The organism is Pseudoalteromonas sp. SR43-7, assembly GCF_014163785.1.
GTDB classification, from domain to species: domain Bacteria; phylum Pseudomonadota; class Gammaproteobacteria; order Enterobacterales; family Alteromonadaceae; genus Pseudoalteromonas; species Pseudoalteromonas distincta.
In genome coordinates, this window is sequence record NZ_JACJDY010000014.1 from 44,089 (window position 1) to 61,449 (window position 17,361).

The window sequence follows — 17,361 nt, forward strand, 5'->3', positions numbered from 1 at the left end:
CTAGGAATTAAAAAATGGAAAATACAGCAACAGATCCCACGCTCAGTGGTACATCTATTCAATTAAAGAGTATCGAAAATGAGAACTTACTACGTATATTTTTTATCGCGTGCGTAGCTGCGATTGGTGGGTTTTTATTTGGTTTTGATAGCGGTGTAATTAATGGCACAGTTGATGGACTTAAAGGTGCCTTTAACTCAGACAGCGTAGTAACCGGCTTTAATGTAGCAAGTATGCTGCTAGGCTGCGCTATTGGTGCATTAATAGCAGGTAAAAGCGCCGATCACTTTGGTCGAAAAAAGGTATTACTTGCAACTGCTGTTCTTTTTATTATCAGTGCCTGGGGTTCAGGCATTGCAGGGTCGTCGGGGGAATTTATAATTTATCGCTTAATTGGCGGCTTAGCGGTAGGTGCAGCTTCAATACTAACGCCCGCTTATATAAGTGAAATAGCCCCGGCACGTTTACGTGGTACGCTTACTTCTATTCAGCAAATTGCTATTATTTTAGGATTATTTTGCTCTTTTTTAAGTAACTATTCATTAGTACAAATATCAGGGAACTCAACCGAAGTACTTTGGTCAGGCTTTGATACGTGGCGATGGATGTTTTGGATAGAATTAGTCCCTGCAACTATTTTTTTGGTCACTTTATTTTTTATTCCAGAAAGCCCGCGTTATTTAGCAATGAAAAATAAACAACAAGCAGGAATGAAAATTCTATCGCAGTTATTCGGTGCTAAAAACGCCAAACCAATGTGGGAAGAAATAAGGCAGTCATTAGGTAATAGCGAAAAAACAAAGATAAGTAACTTATTTCAAGCACACTCATTCAAGCTAAAACCAGTCGTTTATATTGCAATTGGGCTTGCAACATTACAGCAACTAGTCGGTATTAACGTGGTATTTTATTATGGTGCTATATTATGGCAGGCTGTTGGTTTTTCAGAATCAGATGCGCTTTTAATCAATATTATTAGTGGCGTAATTAGCTTAGTTGCCTGCTTTATTACTTTATCGCTTATTGATAAATTAGGCCGAAAGCCATTTTTATTAATCGGTTCAATAGGCATGACCTTCTCACTCATTGGTTTGGTTGTCGCATTTTCTAACGGCACTATAGACCCTCAAGGACAATTACAACTTGGCGACTGGGGCTTTACTGCACTCGTACAGGCCAACTTATATGTATTCTTTTTTAACCTTTCATGGGGTCCTGTAATGTGGGTAATGCTCGGCGAGATATTTCCAAATAACATGAGAGGATTAGGCTTAGGGCTTGCAGGGCTTGCTCAATGGCTGGCTAACTTTTTAGTTACTATGACCTTTCCAATATTGCTAGCCGGTGGAGGGCTTGCACTCGCGTATTCGCTCTATGCTTTTTTTGCTTTTATATCGGTACTTTTTGTTATTTACTTAGTAACTGAAACCAAAGGAACGAAACTAGAAAACGTATAACTTTATCGTCCTAAATAGCTAAATTTAGGACGATAATTTTTTAGTGCCTACCCAACTAATCTATAACCTACCGCTGGCTCAGTTAAGATATGAATAGGGCTTGCAGGGTTTACCTCAAGCTTTTGTCTTAGTTGCGCTACATGTACACGAATATACTCAGGTCTATTAATGTATTGCTCCCCCCATACCTGACTTAAAATAGCATTATGAGTAAGCACTTTATCTTTATTTTGAAATAACATAAGCAAAATTTTATATTCTTTATTAGTGAGCTTTACATCGCTGCTGTTAAGCGTAACTGTGTGCTTATGCGGATCTATAATGATGTTACCGCATTGCAGTGCCAAACTGGGCTGTGTATTTACTCTTAGTAGCACACGCATTCTTGCCAGAAGTTCGTTTGCACTAAAAGGTTTGGTTATATAATCGTTTGCCCCATTATCAAGGGCTGTAACCTTTTCCACCTCGCCATCGCGAGCCGAAAGCACTAATATTGGTATTTGGCTCCATTGTCGTACTTCAAGTAACCAAGTCTGTCCATCCATATCAAGCAATCCCAAATCAAGTAACACTAAGTCAAAGCTTTGCTCACTCATTAATGAAAAACCATCAAGCCCTTTCGCACTAATTGATACGTTATAGCCACTGGCACCTAGTAATGTTTTTAAAAAACTTTGCAGTGCAGGTGAGTCTTCTAGCACCAATACATTAATCATTCTTTGCACTCCAGCTAAGTATTGCTGTGGCTACTTGGGTCAGCTCATCAATAGCTAATACAAATTCGCCTTGATGAAATTGAGCAACTACATCGCAAATTACGCTACCAAGCCCAACTCCTTCATCCGAACTGCTTGGATGAGTAACTATGAGATTGCTTACGGCTATTTTATAGTGTGTTATATTAGCAATTCGTTCAGTATTAAAGTCCACTGTCGCCACTCCATCACCGTAACGTGCCGCGTTTTCGAATATATTCGCAAGCGCGATTTCTAAAAGTGTTATATCACCTATACAACAAGTAGCTTTATCAAAGACTAACGCTAAGTTAAAACCGCTTAATTGCTGCTGCCTGCGTGCTTTAGCCTCAGTAACCAGTGTATGTACGTTGATAGCTTGCCATGCTAGCTGCTCTCCTATTTTATTTACCCGGCTAAGCTCCATCACTTTATTAAAATGCTGATTTAAGATTTCACTTTGCTCATAAATATTTTTTGCTTGTTCTGTAATTGATGCCTTACTTAGCTCAATATTTTCGTCAGCTAACATGCTTGATGAGCCCATAATAGTAGCCAAAGGCGTGCGTAGATCATGAGATAAACTACGCAGCAATGCGTTTTTAGCACGTTCTAACTCTGCTTGTACTTTCATCGATGCCGACTGGTTTCTAAGATTTGAGTTTTCGTGAACCTGAAACAACAAAGACAGTGCCGTGTCTATAAATGCACGGTTATCAGGACTAAGTTCGGCATCTGAAATAAAGCCGCCCCATTGTGTGTTTTGTTCGATATTGAAGTACTCTCCATTATCCATTGTATTATTGTTCCAACGAAGCGTAATACCTAGATGGTTTTTAATCGATGTTGTAAATACTTGGCGCTGAGCGTTTATATCATCAAGCCCATTAAGCGCCTTAGCTAACTCATATAAACATCGTGTATTACTGGCATGTAACTGGGTATCACGAACGTTTTTACTTAGCTCGCCCGCCAATTTGCTTATCATCAAGCCAACTATAAGCATGACAGTAAAAGTGACTAAGTATTCAATTTTTTCGATATGAAATGTAAAGTACGGCAGTACAAAAAACCAGTCGGTACATGCCACACTAACTAACGTTGTAATCCCCGCTAAGGCGGCATTTTGACGCACCGCAACCCATGCCACCCAAAGTAATTGCAACATCACAATGTCGGTGGTCGTTAGCCACTCTCGAACTGGAAAAATAGCCAGCACAATAAAAATAGGCGCAATTGTTGTTAATAAAAGCGGCTTAAGCCATTTATTAATACCCATTTGTGCACTCCCATAAAATTCTCTTTTTATAGGTTACTGCTTTTTAATACGTTGTGTATAAAGTTTTTATAAAGATTTTTGGCTGTAGTGTTAAATGTTTATAAAGCTTAATTGATATGGGGTGACTCTTTTTTAAAATTCCATAGTCTTTGCTATGTAGTATTTTTTAAATAGGAACGCACATGGCACAGTTTGCAGTAATTGGATTAGGTAGTTTTGGTGTTACCGCCTCGCTTGAGCTTGCTAATCAGGGGCATCACGTTTGCGCAGCCGATATAAGCGAAAGCACCATTAACACGTTTGCTAATCAGTTAAATTACACTGTCATTTTAGATGCTAGTGATGAAACACAGCTTGCTCGACTCGACTTAACCAGCTGCCAAGCTGTATTAGTTGCAATTGGTGAAAATATAGAAGCGAGTATTTTATGCGTGCTGCATTTAAAAAACCTTGGTGTTAAACAAATATGGGTTAAGGCGTGCTCTAAAAGTCACCATCAAATTTTAAGTAAACTTGGCGTATCCCGTATTATTCACCCCGAAGAAGAAATGGGTATCAGAGTAGCACATGCACTTAACTACCCTATGGTTAACCAGTACTTTGCGCTTACACAATCTACATTTATTGTTGAGCTTGCCATAGATTTACATTTATCAGGGCGCAATATTGGCTGGCTTTTAAAAGACCGTAACTCAGATATAAAACCGCTCACCTTACGCCGAGATGATAATTTTAATACAGACCTAACACTCGACACCGAGTTACGCCATGGTGATAGCCTTGTATTACTGGGCTCTAAACATTACCTAACAAAACTCACCAAACGGTTTAAAGCTTTATGATCAACTGGCAAGCACACGTACTTCCAAAGCAATTTAATCGCCGTTTAAAAAATTTGAAAAGGCCTGTTAACCCCCCTTTAATTTTAACTGCTGGTTTTTTTGTTCTCATTATTTTAGGCACTTGCTTATTACTATTACCTTTTGCAAGTGTTGAATCGCTTAGCTTTATTCAAGCTTTTTTTACTGCATCCTCTGCGGTTACAGTTACAGGCTTAGTTGTTATTGATACAGGCACTGCGCTAACCACATTTGGGCAATGTGTTGTTATGGTACTTATTCAAATTGGAGGAATCGGCTTTATGACCGTGGCCGTTATTTCATTTTTAAGTATTGGTAAAAACTTAGGATTAAAACAACGTTTACTTGCAAGCCAAGCATTCGATACAAGCGATTTAAATGGAGTGATCCATGTAGCTAGATGTGTAATAACTTACTCGCTAATAATTCAGACTATAGCATTTTGCTTACTTTTTATTAGCTGGGTAGATGACTATGGTATTGCGGGTAGCGCCTATCAAAGTCTATTTTATACTATTTCGGCTTTTAACAATGCCGGGTTTGCACTCGATAGTAATAGCTTAATGGCTTTTAAAAGTGATGTATCTGTTAATCTTATTATCAGTGCATTATTTATAATCGGTGGCTTAGGGTTTACCGTTTTAATAGATATATATCAACAACGTCGCTGGCATAAATTAGCAACTAATACACGTATTGTATTAATTGCAAGTGCTGTAATTAATTGCTGTGCATTTTTGCTTATTTTTTTATTTGAATATTCAAATCCAGCCACACTTGCCAACCTACCTATTAACGAGCAAGTAATTGCTGCTTGGTTTCAAGCAGTTACACCACGTACTGCAGGCTTTAATACTTTACCTATTAGCCAGCTCAGTTCCGACTCGACATTGCTTACATTGTTATTAATGGTAATAGGTGGCGGTTCGGTAAGTACAGCAAGCGGCATTAAAATAGGAACTTTTGTTATTTTACTACTTGCTATGTATAGCTATTTACGCCAAAAACCACAGGTAACCATATTTAACAGAGAGCTAAGCGACAAACTTGTGATAAAAGCATTGAGTGTTGTAATTTTATACTTATTTACGGCTTTTTTAAGCATCATGATTATGAGTAAAATCGAGCAAGCGTCTCTTTTAGATATTACTTTTGAAGTAATTTCGGCATTGAGCACTGTAGGGCTATCTCGTGATTTTACTAGTAATTTAAGTATGCCAAGCCAGCTAATAATAATTTTACTTATGCTGATTGGCAGAGTAGGTCCACTGACATTTGCTTATTGTTTTGCAAAACCTAAATTACAACCTCTTAAATTTGCTAAAACAACCATACAAATAGGGTAACTATTATTAAGGCCACTTAGCCAGCATAATTTATGTAAGGTTTTTGGCAGTGTAAGCAAGGAAATTAGCGACTCCTAAATACGGCTTTATCAATTGAGAGACTTTTATAGAAAAAAACAAAGGTAACTATAACCTCACTTTATTATTGCAGATATGAAAATTAATAAAATAAGCGCCAAAACCATTACAATAGTTTTGGCGCTTATTAAAGGGGTAATATTTATCCTTTCATTTGTTCAAGCTCTTTGCCTTTGGTTTCGCGTAAAAACTTAAATACAAATATGACTGAAACAAACGCACAAAATGCGTAAAAACCATAAGCCCCAGCTAAACCAATGCCTGTGAGCATAACAGGGAACGACCAGGTAATTAAAAAGTTAGCTATCCACTGGGCAAAGCCGGTAACTGCAAGGCCAGAGCCGCGAATTTGGTTAGGGAACATTTCGCCTAACATAACCCACATTACAGGGCCCCACGATAAGTTAAAAAAGAAAACATACGCATTAGCGGCTATTAAAGCAACTATGCCCTGCTCTCCTAGTTCTAAGTTACCTGTTGAGCCAATATCTGCGTTTAAAAAGGCATAAACAATAACAGAAAGCGTAACCGTCATACCAATTGAGCCGGTTAACAAAAAAGGTTTTCTGCCAATTTTGTCTATAAAATACATGGTAATAAACACTGCTAAAATACTTACAAAGCCGCTTATTATATTAATAAGTAACGCGTCAGATTCAGTAAAACCGGCTGCTTGCCAAAGTACCGCGCCGTAGTAAAAAACAACGTTAATGCCGACTAATTGCTGAAATGTAGCTAAGCCAATTCCTATCCAAACAATGGGGCGTAAACGTTTTTTAGGTTTATCAATAAGATCAGATAATTTAGGTTGGTGTTTATCGCCAGCAAGAGACTCTGCTATTTCATTTAATTTCAGAGAGGCAGTTTCAGCACCATATAATGACGATAAAACACGTGCAGCAGCGTCTTTTTTACCAGCCATAATTAAGTATCGAGGGCTTTCAGGGATAAAAAATAAAGCGATTAAAAACAAGCATGCAGGTAATAATTCAACCCAAAACATCCAACGCCATGTTTCAAAGTCGAGCCAAAATAAAGCCGTAGAACCGCCAGCCGTATTTGCTAAAAAATAGTTACTCACAAATGCGCTAAACAAACCAAATATAATAGCCACTTGTTGAAGTGTAGAGAGCGTGCCTCTGTATCGTGCGGGGGCAATTTCGCTAATATAAGCTGGGGTCATAACCGATGCAGCCCCTACAGCTAAGCCGCCTAAAATGCGATAAATCACAAATTCAAACGATGTGACTGAAACACCCGAGCCCCAAGCACTTATAATAAATAAAGCAGCGGCAAAAAGTAAAATTGGACGCCGACCAAATTTATCAGCCAATCGACCTGCGCAAAACGCACCAATGGCACAACCAATTAGCATGCTCGATACGTTAAATCCCGTACCCGCACTACTGGAGCCAAACGCCGTTTGTAATCCATCAACAGTGCCGTTAATTACGCCGCTGTCAAAACCAAATAAAAAACCGCCAATGGTCGCAACAAAGCAAACCAGTACGATTAAAAGTACATTTTCTTTCTCGTTCATAAGTATCCATATTGTGTGTTGTTGTTATTTTATATAGATTTTGAAGCTCAAAAGGGTGTGCTTATTTAGTTGTTTTTATTGGTTGAGCTTGATTCTCTTTCTATTAATTCAAAATCTAAAATATGTCTTAAGTCTAAGCTTTTTACATTGCTTAAATCGTTATACTGACCCGATGCAAGTAAAGTAATCGCAAGCTCAGCCATTTCATTAATGGGCTGTTTTACCGTAGAAATATTTGGCCAAACTATGGTTGCAAGTTGCGTGTCATCAAAGCCAACAACCGACAGTTCGCTTGGAATATTAATACCTTGTTTTTGAGCTATTGAGATTACAGCGGCTGCCATATCATCGTTAGCTGCAAAAATAGCCGTTGGTTTATCATCAAGCGAAAGCAATTTTATTGCCGCTTCCATACCCGATTGATAGGTAAAACTGCCCTGCTCTATATACTCAGGTGGCGTTATTATTTTATTAGAGCGCAGCGCATCTAAATAACCTTGGTAACGCAAACGACTTACACCTTGTTTGGTGTCACCAATAATATGTGCAATTTTGCTATGCCCTTGATTTATTAAATGCTCTGTAACATCAAACGCTGCTTGGTAATCGTCCATGCATATATAAGGGGAGCGATTTAATTTTGTATCTGGCGTTATTCTTACAAATGGCACTTGTGCTTTAGTAAGCACATCTAAAACCTGTTCGTTGTCGCACATAGGTGGCAGTAAAATCATGCCATCAACCTGTGTAACATCAATAAGTTGCTTTACCGATTCAATTGTTTTGTCAATATCGGTATGCGCTTCGTCAACAACAAGGTGGTAGCCCAATGCGCGGCATTTTTTAAGCGCTGCCAATAAAAATTGGCTTATGTAAGAGTCACTTGGGTTATCGTATAAAAGCCCTAAAAAGAATGACTTAGTACTAGCAAGGCGCCTAGCAGACACATTTGGCCTGTAATTTAATTGCTCAACAACAGTCATTACTTTTTCGCGGGTTTTGTCGCTTACTTTTTTGTCTTGGTTGAGCACGCGCGAAACTGTCATCATTGATACACCAGCCTGCTCGGCTACATCTTGTATTCTTGCTCTTTTAGGATCGGCCATTACTGTTATTACCTACTCACAATCAGTGGATTGTTATAATTAACTTTCTTAGTTTTCATTATACATAATTGTAAAGCTTGATATTGTTTACAGCGCGTTTTAAATGATTACTTATTGACAAAGTCTTATACTACACTGAAAATGTTAGCGCTAACAACAAATTTATAATATTCACACCCAATAATATAAAAAACTTAAAAAGGCCTATATTATGAGCATGCTGCAAAACCCAATTCTAAGAGGCTTTAACCCAGACCCAAACATTGTCAGAGTTAATAACGACTACTACATAGCCACTTCAACATTTGAATGGTTTGGCGGTGTGCAAATTCACCACTCTACCGATTTAGTAAATTGGCGAGTTATAGGCCAAGCACTTAACACCGTAGAGCAACTCGATATGCGAGGAGTGCCCGACTCTTGCGGCGTATGGGCACCGCAACTTAGTTACAACAATGGCCGTTTTTATTTGGTATATACCAATGTAAAAAGCTTTGATGGCCCTTACAAAGACACACCAAACTATTTTGTATCAACCACTGATATTACCGGTAACTGGTCACAAGCGACTTACTTAAACTCTAGCGGTTTTGATCCGTCTATTTTTCACGATGATGACGATAAAAGCTATTTGTTAAACATGCTGGTTGATCACCGTAATAACGCACTATTTGGTGGTATAGTAATGCAAGAGCTTTGCCTAAAAACCAATAAATTAATAGGCGATGTTAAACCTATATTTTCAGGCACAGAACTTGGTTGCACTGAAGGCCCGCATATTTTAAAACGCGGCGATTACTACTATTTAATTACCGCTGAAGGTGGCACTGGGTATGAACACTGCATTAGTGTAGCGCGTGCTAAAAACGTATTTGGCCCTTACCAAGTACACCCGCACAACCCCGTTATTACAGCAGCCCACGAGCCGAGTAATACGCTACAAAAATGTGGCCATGGAGATTTTTTTCAAACACAAACCGGTGATTGGTACACGGTATTTTTAACATCTAGACCACTGACTGAGCGTGGCCGCTGCATTACAGGGCGTGAAACAGGGATTGAGCAAATAATCTGGAAAGAAGATGGCTGGCCTTATGCCAAACACACAAATAAAGCCCCGAGAATACACGTACCCGTTGAGGGTTTAACACTAAACCCACAGCCGCAACCCACAACACATATTGATTTTAGTAAAGATGATCTGACTGTTGATTTTCAGTCATTGCGCATACCTATGTGCAAAAATTGGGTCTATAAAAATACTCAAAAAGCATCGCTCACCCTAGTGGGAAAAGAGTCTTTAAGCTCATTGCATCAGCAAAGTTTTATTGCCAGGCGTGTACAGGCTCATCATACTGTTAGCAGCACATGCGTTGATTTTGCGCCGAGCAGTTTTCAGCAAATGGCGGGGCTAGTATGTTATTACAACACCGCTCATTACTACTATTTGCATATAAGCGGCGGCGATGTAGGCGATGAAACCACACCACGTTATTTAAATATAATAAGCTGCGATAAATACCAAACAAGTACGCCTGTTGCACCGCTTTTGCTTAAAACAAACAAACCTGTTCACTTAAAAGCTGATTTTAGTGGCGCTCAGCTGCAGTTTTACTACGCCACCGAGGAAAACTGCTGGATAAAGTTTGGTCCAGTGCTCGATGGCAGTATTTTATCTGATGATTACGTGCAGCAATCACCGCAAGGGTATCGCCCGTGTTTTACCGGCGCTTTTGTTGGTATGGCGTGCCAAGACTTATCGGGGAGAAATAAAGAAGCTCACTTTTCATTTTTTAATTATGACGAACCTAGCGACGAATAAATCGCCGCCAGTAAAGTTTATTAGTTGATTGAAAGCTTTTTGAAACTGCTTTAAAGCTCATTCAAAACTCTTTTAAAACAGGGCTTTAATACGCTCCATTTGTGATTGTAAAAGTAAACTTTGAGAGTGGCTCATAATGTCACTCTCTCGTTTGTTTTCGCTCAGTAAGCGCCCTACTTCTTGCACTTCAAAGCTATAACCTTGTGACTGCCTGCCATCTTCAAAATGCTCAATTAAGTCATCAAGCTCATACAAAGAGCACTCATAAGCCCTGAATGCATCGGGTATTTTTATATAGCCTTTGTCGCCAATAATATACGCGCCATTCCCTAACCGGCATTGAAATGACGTTGCTAAGCTCACCATTACATCACCACAATTAGCAGTAATAAGTACATCGTCTTCCACGCCTTTGTAGCGAATATTTGCTCTTACGTATAAGTTTTCAAGGTCGTTATTTAAAAAGTAATTGGCAATGGCAAGCGGATAAATTCCCATATCGAGTAAACAACCGCCCGCTAAATCTGGGTTGTATTCACGCCCATCGGGATTAAAAGGCACAGGGTAGCCAAAGTCAGCTTTAACATGTTTAATAGTGCCAATTCGCCCTTGCTCTACCCATTGTTTTGCTTTTTGTATTGCAGGTAAAAAGTACGTCCACATGGCTTCCATTAAAAATACGTCGTGCTTTTTAGCCAGTAAAGACAACTGCTTACACTCTTCAGCCGAAACCGTAATGGGCTTTTCGCACAATACATGCTTACCTGCTTTAATAGCATCGCTGGCATTTTTAAAGTGAAAGTTATGCGGGGTCGCAATATAAACTACATCAACGTTTTTATCGTCAAATAATGCCTGATACCCTTCGTAAGCATTGGCCGCACCATACTTGCTCGCAAAAGCGGTTGCATCATCTCCATTTCTTGCTGCAACTGCGTACACAACACCATTATTTGTATGTGCTAAGTCTTCACAAAATTGTGCAGCAATTCGGCCACAACCAACAATACCCCAGTTTATTTTTTTCATAGTGTTTCCTTATGATCTTAAAAAGAAATTTAAGTGAACTCCAACAACCAAGCAATAAACTTGCAAATTAATTGTTAAACATAGTTTAAAACTAGCTTGACTTAACAATATCAAATCATTAATGTTAGCGCTAACATTAAAACAACATTAAGTATCACATTCATGTTCCTTGGTATCGATTTAGGCACTTCAGGTGTAAAAGTAATTATTTTAGACGAGCAAGACCAATTGCTTGCTCAAGCAAGTGGGTCTTTAAGCGTTTCACGCCCAGCCCCCCTTTTTTCTGAGCAAAACCCTACAGATTGGTGGCTTGCTACCTGTAGTGCAATCGAGGAGCTTAAAAATACTCACCCTGCATTACTAAAATCGGTAAAGGCTGTGGGCCTTTCTGGGCAAATGCATGGCGCTACGCTGCTTGATAAAAACAATAACATTATTCGCCCAGCCATTTTATGGAACGACGGGCGCAGTGCAGCACAATGTGTAGAGCTTGAAAAACGCGAACCAAATTCTCGTAATATAACCGGCAACATAGCAATGCCTGGTTTTACTGCGCCTAAATTGGTGTGGTTAAAAGAGTTTGAACCAGAAAACTTTGCAAAAGTAGCCAAAGTATTACTACCAAAAGACTACCTACGCTTTTTAATGACCGGCGATTTTGCATCAGACATGTCTGACTCTGCAGGCACACTGTGGCTAGACGTAGAAAAAAGAGCATGGTCTCAAAAAATGCTCAGCGCTTGCGACTTAACAGAGCAGCACATGCCTACCCTTTTTGAGGGAACACAAATTACTGGCAAATTAACAGCCCAAGTTGCTGCTAAATGGGGAATGGAGCAAGTACCTGTTGTTGCAGGCGGTGGCGATAATGCCGCAGGCGCTGCAGGTGTTGGCGTTGTAAAACCAAAGCAAGCATTTTTATCGTTAGGTACTTCGGGTGTTTACTTTGTTGCCAACGAAAAATACCTGCCTAACCCAGAAGGTGCAGTACATACTTTTTGTCATTGTATTGAAAACACCTGGCACCAAATGTCAGTGGTGTTAAGCGCAGCAAGCTGTTTAACCTGGGTGACTCAATTAACCGGTTTTGAAAACGAAAGCGCATTGCTTGAACAAGTAAGTAAATCCGACTTTAGCAAACCAAGCTCAGTGATATTTTTGCCTTATTTAACCGGTGAGCGCACGCCGCACAATAACCCCAACGCAAAAGGCGTTTTTTTTGGTTTAGACAGCGACACCGATGCAGCAACCCTTGGCCGTGCAGTACTCGAGGGCGTTGCCTTTGCTTTTGCCGATGGCCAACAAGTACTGCTTGATGCTGGCGCACAAATTGACGATGTAACCGTTATTGGTGGTGGCGCTAAAAGCTCACTGTGGGGAGAAATCCTCGCAAGTGTACTTAATCGCCCTCTAATTTACCGAGAAGGATCAGAAGTTGGCCCTGCATTTGGCGCAGCACGATTGGCCAGAGTAGCCACAGAGCAATGCCCAGCACAACAGGTATGTGTTAACGGTAAAGTTACGCAAACCATTGAACCAAATCCAGTTATGCAAGATTTTTACGCACAGCAATACACAACATACAAAGCACTTTATCAAAGTGTAAAAACATACTTTTAAAACACTATTATAAAATTAATGGAGCACATTATGAGCGAACAATTTTTCACAAACGTTGAAAAAATCAAATTTGAGGGTGAAAACTCTAAAAACCCATTTGCATTTCGTTACTACGACGAAAACCAAGTAGTGCTTGGCAAAACAATGAAAGAACATTTACGTTTTGCAGCCTGTTACTGGCATAACTTTTGTTCTACAGGGTTTGATATTTTTGGTGAAGGTACGTTTGACCGCCCCTGGATCCAACCTGTAGGCAACCAATTAGAACTTGCTGAACAAAAAGTAAAAGTAGCTTTTGAGTTTTTCGAAAAACTAGGCGTACCTTACTTTTGTTTTCATGATGTTGATATTGCCCCTGAAGGCAAAACACTACAAGAAAGCCACGATAACGTAACGCACATAGCTAACATTATCGAAAAAGAAATGCAGCGCACAGGCGTAAAACTACTGTGGGGTACTGCTAACTTGTTCTCAAACAAACGTTTTTGTGCCGGTGGTGCAACAAACCCTAATCCTAATACGTATGCATATGCAGCAGCGCAAGTTAAACATGCAATGGAAATTACGCATCGTTTAGGCGGCGAAAACTACGTACTTTGGGGTGGTCGTGAAGGTTACGACACACTACTAAATACAGACCTTGCGCAAGAAAGCGAGCAGTACGCACGCTTTTTGAAAATGGTTGTAGAGCACAAGAAAAAAATTGGTTTTAAAGGCACATTATTAATTGAGCCAAAACCACAAGAGCCAACTAAGCACCAGTACGATTACGATACAGCAACGGTTGCAGGCTTTTTACACAAGCACGGCTTACAAGACGAAATTAAAGTAAACATTGAAGCAAACCACGCAACACTTGCAGGTCATAGCTTCCACCACGAAATTGCCGTTGCTTGCGCTGAAGGTATTATGGGTAGTATTGATGCTAACCGTGGTGATATGCAAAACGGATGGGATACAGATCAATTCCCTAACGATGTAGCTGAGTGCACACTTGTCGTTTACGAAATTTTAAAGAATGGCGGTTTTACAACCGGTGGCTTCAACTTTGATACTAAACTTCGTCGTCAATCGTGTGAGCGTGATGATTTATTCATCGGTCACATTGGTGGTATGGATACGATGGCAAAAGCATTACTCAATGCAGCAGCAATGATTGAAGGCGGCGAGCTGACTGATTTTGTTGAAAAACGTTACGCTGGTTGGAAAGAAGACCTAGGCCAAAGCATTTTAAAAGGTGAACAATCACTTGAGAGCCTTGCTGCGTTAGTACACGAAAACAACATCGATCCTAAGCAAGTTTCGGGCCGACAAGAGCTGCTTGAGAATATTGTTAACCGCTACGTATAAGGACATCGCCTCGGTTTTAAAGCCGAGGCGTACATCATTATGAACTTGTTAGAACAACTCAAAAAAGTAACCACGGTCGTTGCCGACAGTGGCGATGTAGAGTCAATCAAGGCCCTACAACCGGTTGATGCAACAACCAACCCCTCATTAATTTTACAAGCTGCAAAATTACCTCAATATAAACATTTAATTGAAGACGCTATACAAAAAGCAGGAAGCGACGTTGATGCTGTTTGCGACCAACTTATTGTTAACTTTGGCTGTGAAATACTAAAAGTAATACCTGGGCGTATATCGAGCGAAGTAGATGCGCGTTTGTCGTTTGATACCCCAGCAAGTATTGCCAAAGGGCGTAAGCTTATTTCACTTTACGAGCAAGCGGGTATTTCAAAAGACCGCGTACTTATTAAACTCGCTTCTACATGGGAAGGCATTAAAGCCGCCGAACAATTAGAAAAAGAAGGCATTAAGTGTAATCTAACACTGCTTTTTTCGATGGCTCAAGCCATTGCGTGCGCACAAGCTAACGTAACGCTTATATCTCCGTTTGTTGGTCGTATTCTTGATTGGTACAAAGCCCGCGATAATAAAGAATACACCCCAAGCGAAGATCCTGGTGTGCAGTCGGTTACAGGTATTTATCAGTACTATAAAAAGTACGATTATAAAACCGTGGTAATGGGCGCAAGCTTTAGAAACATTCAGGAAATAATCGAACTTGCTGGCTGCGATTTACTGACTATCTCGCCATCATTACTCAATGATTTACAAAGCCAAGAAGGTGAACTGGTTACAAAGCTTAACGCTGCAAACATTGCCAAAGCACCGCAAAGCGACATAACCCCACTCACCCACGAGCAATTTTTATGGCAGCACAACGAAGATCCAATGGCCAGCGAAAAGCTCGGTGAAGGTATTCGTAACTTTGCCAAAGATCAGCGTATTTTGGCTAAATTGGTTGAAGACTTACTAAACTAATTTCCCTCAAGCCTGCCACATAACGTGCGGGCTTTTTTAATTTTATTTGAGGTAATACATGACTCAACTTTCTTCTCGTGCGCCTTTTGCTAATGCCATTCGCGCACTCAGTATGGATGCGGTACAGCAAGCAAACTCAGGGCATCCGGGCGCACCTATGGGTATGGCCGATATAGCCGAAGTACTGTGGAACGATTTTTTAAACCACAATCCAACCGATCCAAATTGGCCAAACCGAGACCGCTTTGTACTTAGTAACGGTCACGGCTCTATGCTTATTTATTCTTTATTGCATTTAAGCGGGTACGAGTTACCACTTAGTGAGCTTAAACAATTTAGGCAAATGCATTCAAAAACCCCAGGTCACCCTGAATACGGCTATACCCCAGGTGTTGAAACAACCACAGGTCCGCTTGGCGCAGGTTTATCAAATGCCGTAGGCATGGCCATTGCCGAAAAAGCCCTAGCAGCACAATTTAACAAAGAGAGTTTTGATATTGTTGATCATTACACTTACTGTTTTATGGGCGATGGCTGTTTAATGGAAGGCATATCGCACGAAGCATGTTCGCTTGCAGGCACATTAGGCCTGGGTAAACTTATTGCTTTTTGGGATGATAACGGCATATCTATCGACGGACACGTTGAGGGCTGGTTTACCGACGACACCGCTAAACGCTTTGAAGCGTACGGTTGGCATGTAATAAAAGATATAGACGGTCACGACCCAGAACAAATTGCCAACGCCATTGCACAAGCAAAACAAGTGAGCGATAAACCTACTCTACTTTGTTGTAAAACCGTGATTGGTTTTGGCTCGCCAAATAAATCAGGCTCGCACGACTGCCATGGCTCGCCATTAGGTAATGACGAAATAACTGCGGCGCGCAAATTTTTAAACCTACCAAATGAAGCATTTAGTATCAGTGATGATATTTACGCCCATTGGGACGCTAAACAAAGCGGTGATAAAAAACAAAAACAATGGCAGCAACTGTTTAGCGACTACACCAAAAGCCACCCAGAGCTTGGCAAAGAATTTGAGCGACGCGTAATTAAACGCACCCTTCCTGACAACTTCGAAGCTATTGCAAACAACTATATTGCACAGTGCAACAATGACGCCGCTAATATTGCCAGCCGAAAAGCCTCGCAAAACACCATTGAAGCCTTTGCCCCGCATTTACCAGAGTTACTGGGTGGCTCTGCCGATTTAGCCGGTTCTAACTTAACGCTGTGGTCTGGCTCTAAAGGCATAAGCGCAGATGACGCCAGCGGTAATTACCTGTTTTATGGCGTGCGCGAGTTTGGTATGAGCGGCATTATGAATGGCATATCACTGCACAGTGGTTTTATTAATTACGGTGCTACATTTTTAATGTTTATGGAATACGCCCGTAACGCAGTAAGAATGTCGGCACTTATGGGTATTCAAAATATATTTGTGTATACCCACGACTCTATTGGCCAAGGTGAAGACGGTCCAACTCACCAACCTATTGAGCAACTAGCCAACCTACGTATGACGCCAAACCTAGTCACATGGCGCCCATGTGACGCAGTAGAAACTGCAGTGTCGTGGAAAAACGCGATACAAAATCAGCAGCAACCTACGGCGCTTATTTTTAGTCGCCAAGGGCTCAACCACCAGCCACGTACCGCTCAGCAAATTAGCGACATAGAAAAAGGCGGCTATATTCTTAGCGAAAGCAATAAAGCGCCTGAGCTTATTTTAATAGCAACGGGGTCTGAAGTTGATTTAGCAATGCAAGCCGCAAAAGAGCTGACAGCACAATGCGTTGCAGTGCGTGTGGTATCAATGCCAAGCACCACATTGTTTGATCTACAATCAGACGATTACAAGCAAAGTGTATTGCCAAACTCGGTAGCAAACCGTATTGCGATTGAAACATCACACCAAGATTACTGGCTTAAATATGTTGGCTTACAAGGCAAAGTAATTGGTATGAGCACTTTTGGTGAGTCGGCGCCAGGTAACGTGTTATTAGAGCATTTTGGCTTTACCACCAAAAATGTAGTGAGCACCGCGCAAGCGTTAATTAAAGCGAACGCTTAATATTTAGTACGCGTAATGCGCTAAATAATCCAAACTTTATCCAATTAATGCGCTAAGCCTTTCAAAGCTCGGCGCATTTTTATAA

General features: G+C 40.5%; 13 protein-coding genes. 8 read left to right on the forward strand and 5 right to left on the reverse strand.

Annotation, left to right across the window (positions count from 1 at the left end):
• Positions 1 to 14 precede the first annotated feature (14 nt).
• Positions 15 to 1,457 carry a sugar porter family MFS transporter gene (locus H5087_RS11900; protein WP_182672164.1) on the forward strand — a complete coding sequence of 481 codons (1,443 nt, stop codon included), beginning with the start codon at positions 15 to 17 and terminating at the stop codon, positions 1,455 to 1,457.
• 47 nt (positions 1,458 to 1,504) lie between these two features.
• Here the strand turns inward: H5087_RS11900 and H5087_RS11905 are convergent, their stop codons facing one another.
• Both H5087_RS11905 and H5087_RS11910 read right to left on the reverse strand, forming a co-directional pair.
• A complete protein-coding gene (locus H5087_RS11905; protein WP_182672165.1) occupies positions 1,505 to 2,173 on the reverse strand; it encodes a response regulator in 669 nt (222 codons plus the stop codon).
• The gene (locus tag H5087_RS11910) at positions 2,166 to 3,470 is read right to left on the reverse strand and encodes a DUF4118 domain-containing protein (RefSeq protein ID WP_182672166.1); all 1,305 of its coding nucleotides are present in this window, start codon (positions 3,468 to 3,470) and stop codon (positions 2,166 to 2,168) included. The genes H5087_RS11905 and H5087_RS11910 overlap by 8 nt, the downstream gene beginning before the upstream one ends.
• A gap of 182 nt (positions 3,471 to 3,652) precedes the next feature.
• On the opposite strand from H5087_RS11910, the gene H5087_RS11915 reads away from it, so the two are divergent.
• Together H5087_RS11915 and H5087_RS11920 are read left to right on the forward strand one after the other, a co-directional pair.
• The gene (locus H5087_RS11915; RefSeq protein WP_182672167.1) at positions 3,653 to 4,312 is read left to right on the forward strand and encodes a TrkA family potassium uptake protein; all 660 of its coding nucleotides are present in this window, start codon (positions 3,653 to 3,655) and stop codon (positions 4,310 to 4,312) included.
• Positions 4,309 to 5,676 carry a TrkH family potassium uptake protein gene (locus tag H5087_RS11920; RefSeq protein ID WP_182672168.1) on the forward strand — a complete coding sequence of 456 codons (1,368 nt, stop codon included), beginning with the start codon at positions 4,309 to 4,311 and terminating at the stop codon, positions 5,674 to 5,676. Before H5087_RS11915 ends, H5087_RS11920 begins: the two co-directional genes overlap by 4 nt.
• A gap of 220 nt (positions 5,677 to 5,896) precedes the next feature.
• Here the strand turns inward: H5087_RS11920 and H5087_RS11925 are convergent, their stop codons facing one another.
• Both H5087_RS11925 and H5087_RS11930 read right to left on the reverse strand, forming a co-directional pair.
• Positions 5,897 to 7,300: a sugar porter family MFS transporter gene (locus tag H5087_RS11925; protein ID WP_404936097.1), complete on the reverse strand. Its 1,404-nt coding sequence runs from the start codon at positions 7,298 to 7,300 to the stop codon at positions 5,897 to 5,899.
• A gap of 59 nt (positions 7,301 to 7,359) precedes the next feature.
• Positions 7,360 to 8,400: a LacI family DNA-binding transcriptional regulator gene (locus H5087_RS11930; RefSeq protein WP_138489173.1), complete on the reverse strand. Its 1,041-nt coding sequence runs from the start codon at positions 8,398 to 8,400 to the stop codon at positions 7,360 to 7,362.
• 211 nt (positions 8,401 to 8,611) lie between these two features.
• On the opposite strand from H5087_RS11930, the gene H5087_RS11935 reads away from it, so the two are divergent.
• Positions 8,612 to 10,222: a glycoside hydrolase family 43 protein gene (locus H5087_RS11935; RefSeq protein WP_182672170.1), complete on the forward strand. Its 1,611-nt coding sequence runs from the start codon at positions 8,612 to 8,614 to the stop codon at positions 10,220 to 10,222.
• Between the two features lie 72 nt (positions 10,223 to 10,294).
• On the opposite strand, the gene H5087_RS11940 is transcribed toward H5087_RS11935, so the two are convergent.
• Positions 10,295 to 11,251: a Gfo/Idh/MocA family protein gene (locus H5087_RS11940; protein ID WP_182672171.1), complete on the reverse strand. Its 957-nt coding sequence runs from the start codon at positions 11,249 to 11,251 to the stop codon at positions 10,295 to 10,297.
• 162 nt (positions 11,252 to 11,413) lie between these two features.
• Here H5087_RS11940 and xylB point away from each other — a divergent pair, with 162 nt between their 5' ends.
• From xylB to tkt, 4 genes are read left to right on the forward strand one after another with little or no spacing between them, the layout of a single operon-like run.
• Positions 11,414 to 12,871 (forward strand): xylulokinase, encoded by a 1,458-nt coding sequence (xylB, locus tag H5087_RS11945; protein ID WP_182672172.1) that lies wholly within the window; start codon positions 11,414 to 11,416, stop codon positions 12,869 to 12,871.
• A 30-nt stretch (positions 12,872 to 12,901) separates the two neighbouring features.
• Positions 12,902 to 14,221, forward strand: coding sequence for a xylose isomerase (gene xylA, locus H5087_RS11950; protein ID WP_182672173.1), 1,320 nt, complete (start codon positions 12,902 to 12,904; stop codon positions 14,219 to 14,221).
• Between the two features lie 39 nt (positions 14,222 to 14,260).
• Positions 14,261 to 15,199, forward strand: a complete 939-nt coding sequence (gene tal / locus H5087_RS11955) for a transaldolase (RefSeq protein WP_182672174.1) — start codon at positions 14,261 to 14,263, stop codon at positions 15,197 to 15,199.
• A 58-nt stretch (positions 15,200 to 15,257) separates the two neighbouring features.
• Entirely contained in the window at positions 15,258 to 17,276 is a 2,019-nt protein-coding gene (gene tkt, locus H5087_RS11960; RefSeq protein ID WP_182672175.1) for a transketolase, read from the forward strand.
• The last annotated feature ends 85 nt before the right edge of the window (positions 17,277 to 17,361 follow it).

Bases quoted from the DNA above. Each gene is read 5' to 3' on its own strand.
- H5087_RS11900 (WP_182672164.1), top strand. From the start codon at position 15: ATGGAAAATACAGCAACAGATCCCACGCTCAGTGGTACATCTATTCAA.
- H5087_RS11905 (WP_182672165.1), bottom strand. From the start codon at position 2,173: ATGATTAATGTATTGGTGCTAGAAGACTCACCTGCACTGCAAAGTTTT.
- H5087_RS11910 (WP_182672166.1), bottom strand. From the start codon at position 3,470: ATGGGTATTAATAAATGGCTTAAGCCGCTTTTATTAACAACAATTGCG.
- H5087_RS11915 (WP_182672167.1), top strand. From the start codon at position 3,653: ATGGCACAGTTTGCAGTAATTGGATTAGGTAGTTTTGGTGTTACCGCC.
- H5087_RS11920 (WP_182672168.1), top strand. From the start codon at position 4,309: ATGATCAACTGGCAAGCACACGTACTTCCAAAGCAATTTAATCGCCGT.
- H5087_RS11930 (WP_138489173.1), bottom strand. From the start codon at position 8,400: ATGGCCGATCCTAAAAGAGCAAGAATACAAGATGTAGCCGAGCAGGCT.
- H5087_RS11935 (WP_182672170.1), top strand. From the start codon at position 8,612: ATGAGCATGCTGCAAAACCCAATTCTAAGAGGCTTTAACCCAGACCCA.
- H5087_RS11940 (WP_182672171.1), bottom strand. From the start codon at position 11,251: ATGAAAAAAATAAACTGGGGTATTGTTGGTTGTGGCCGAATTGCTGCA.
- xylB (WP_182672172.1), top strand. From the start codon at position 11,414: ATGTTCCTTGGTATCGATTTAGGCACTTCAGGTGTAAAAGTAATTATT.
- xylA (WP_182672173.1), top strand. From the start codon at position 12,902: ATGAGCGAACAATTTTTCACAAACGTTGAAAAAATCAAATTTGAGGGT.
- tal (WP_182672174.1), top strand. From the start codon at position 14,261: ATGAACTTGTTAGAACAACTCAAAAAAGTAACCACGGTCGTTGCCGAC.
- tkt (WP_182672175.1), top strand. From the start codon at position 15,258: ATGACTCAACTTTCTTCTCGTGCGCCTTTTGCTAATGCCATTCGCGCA.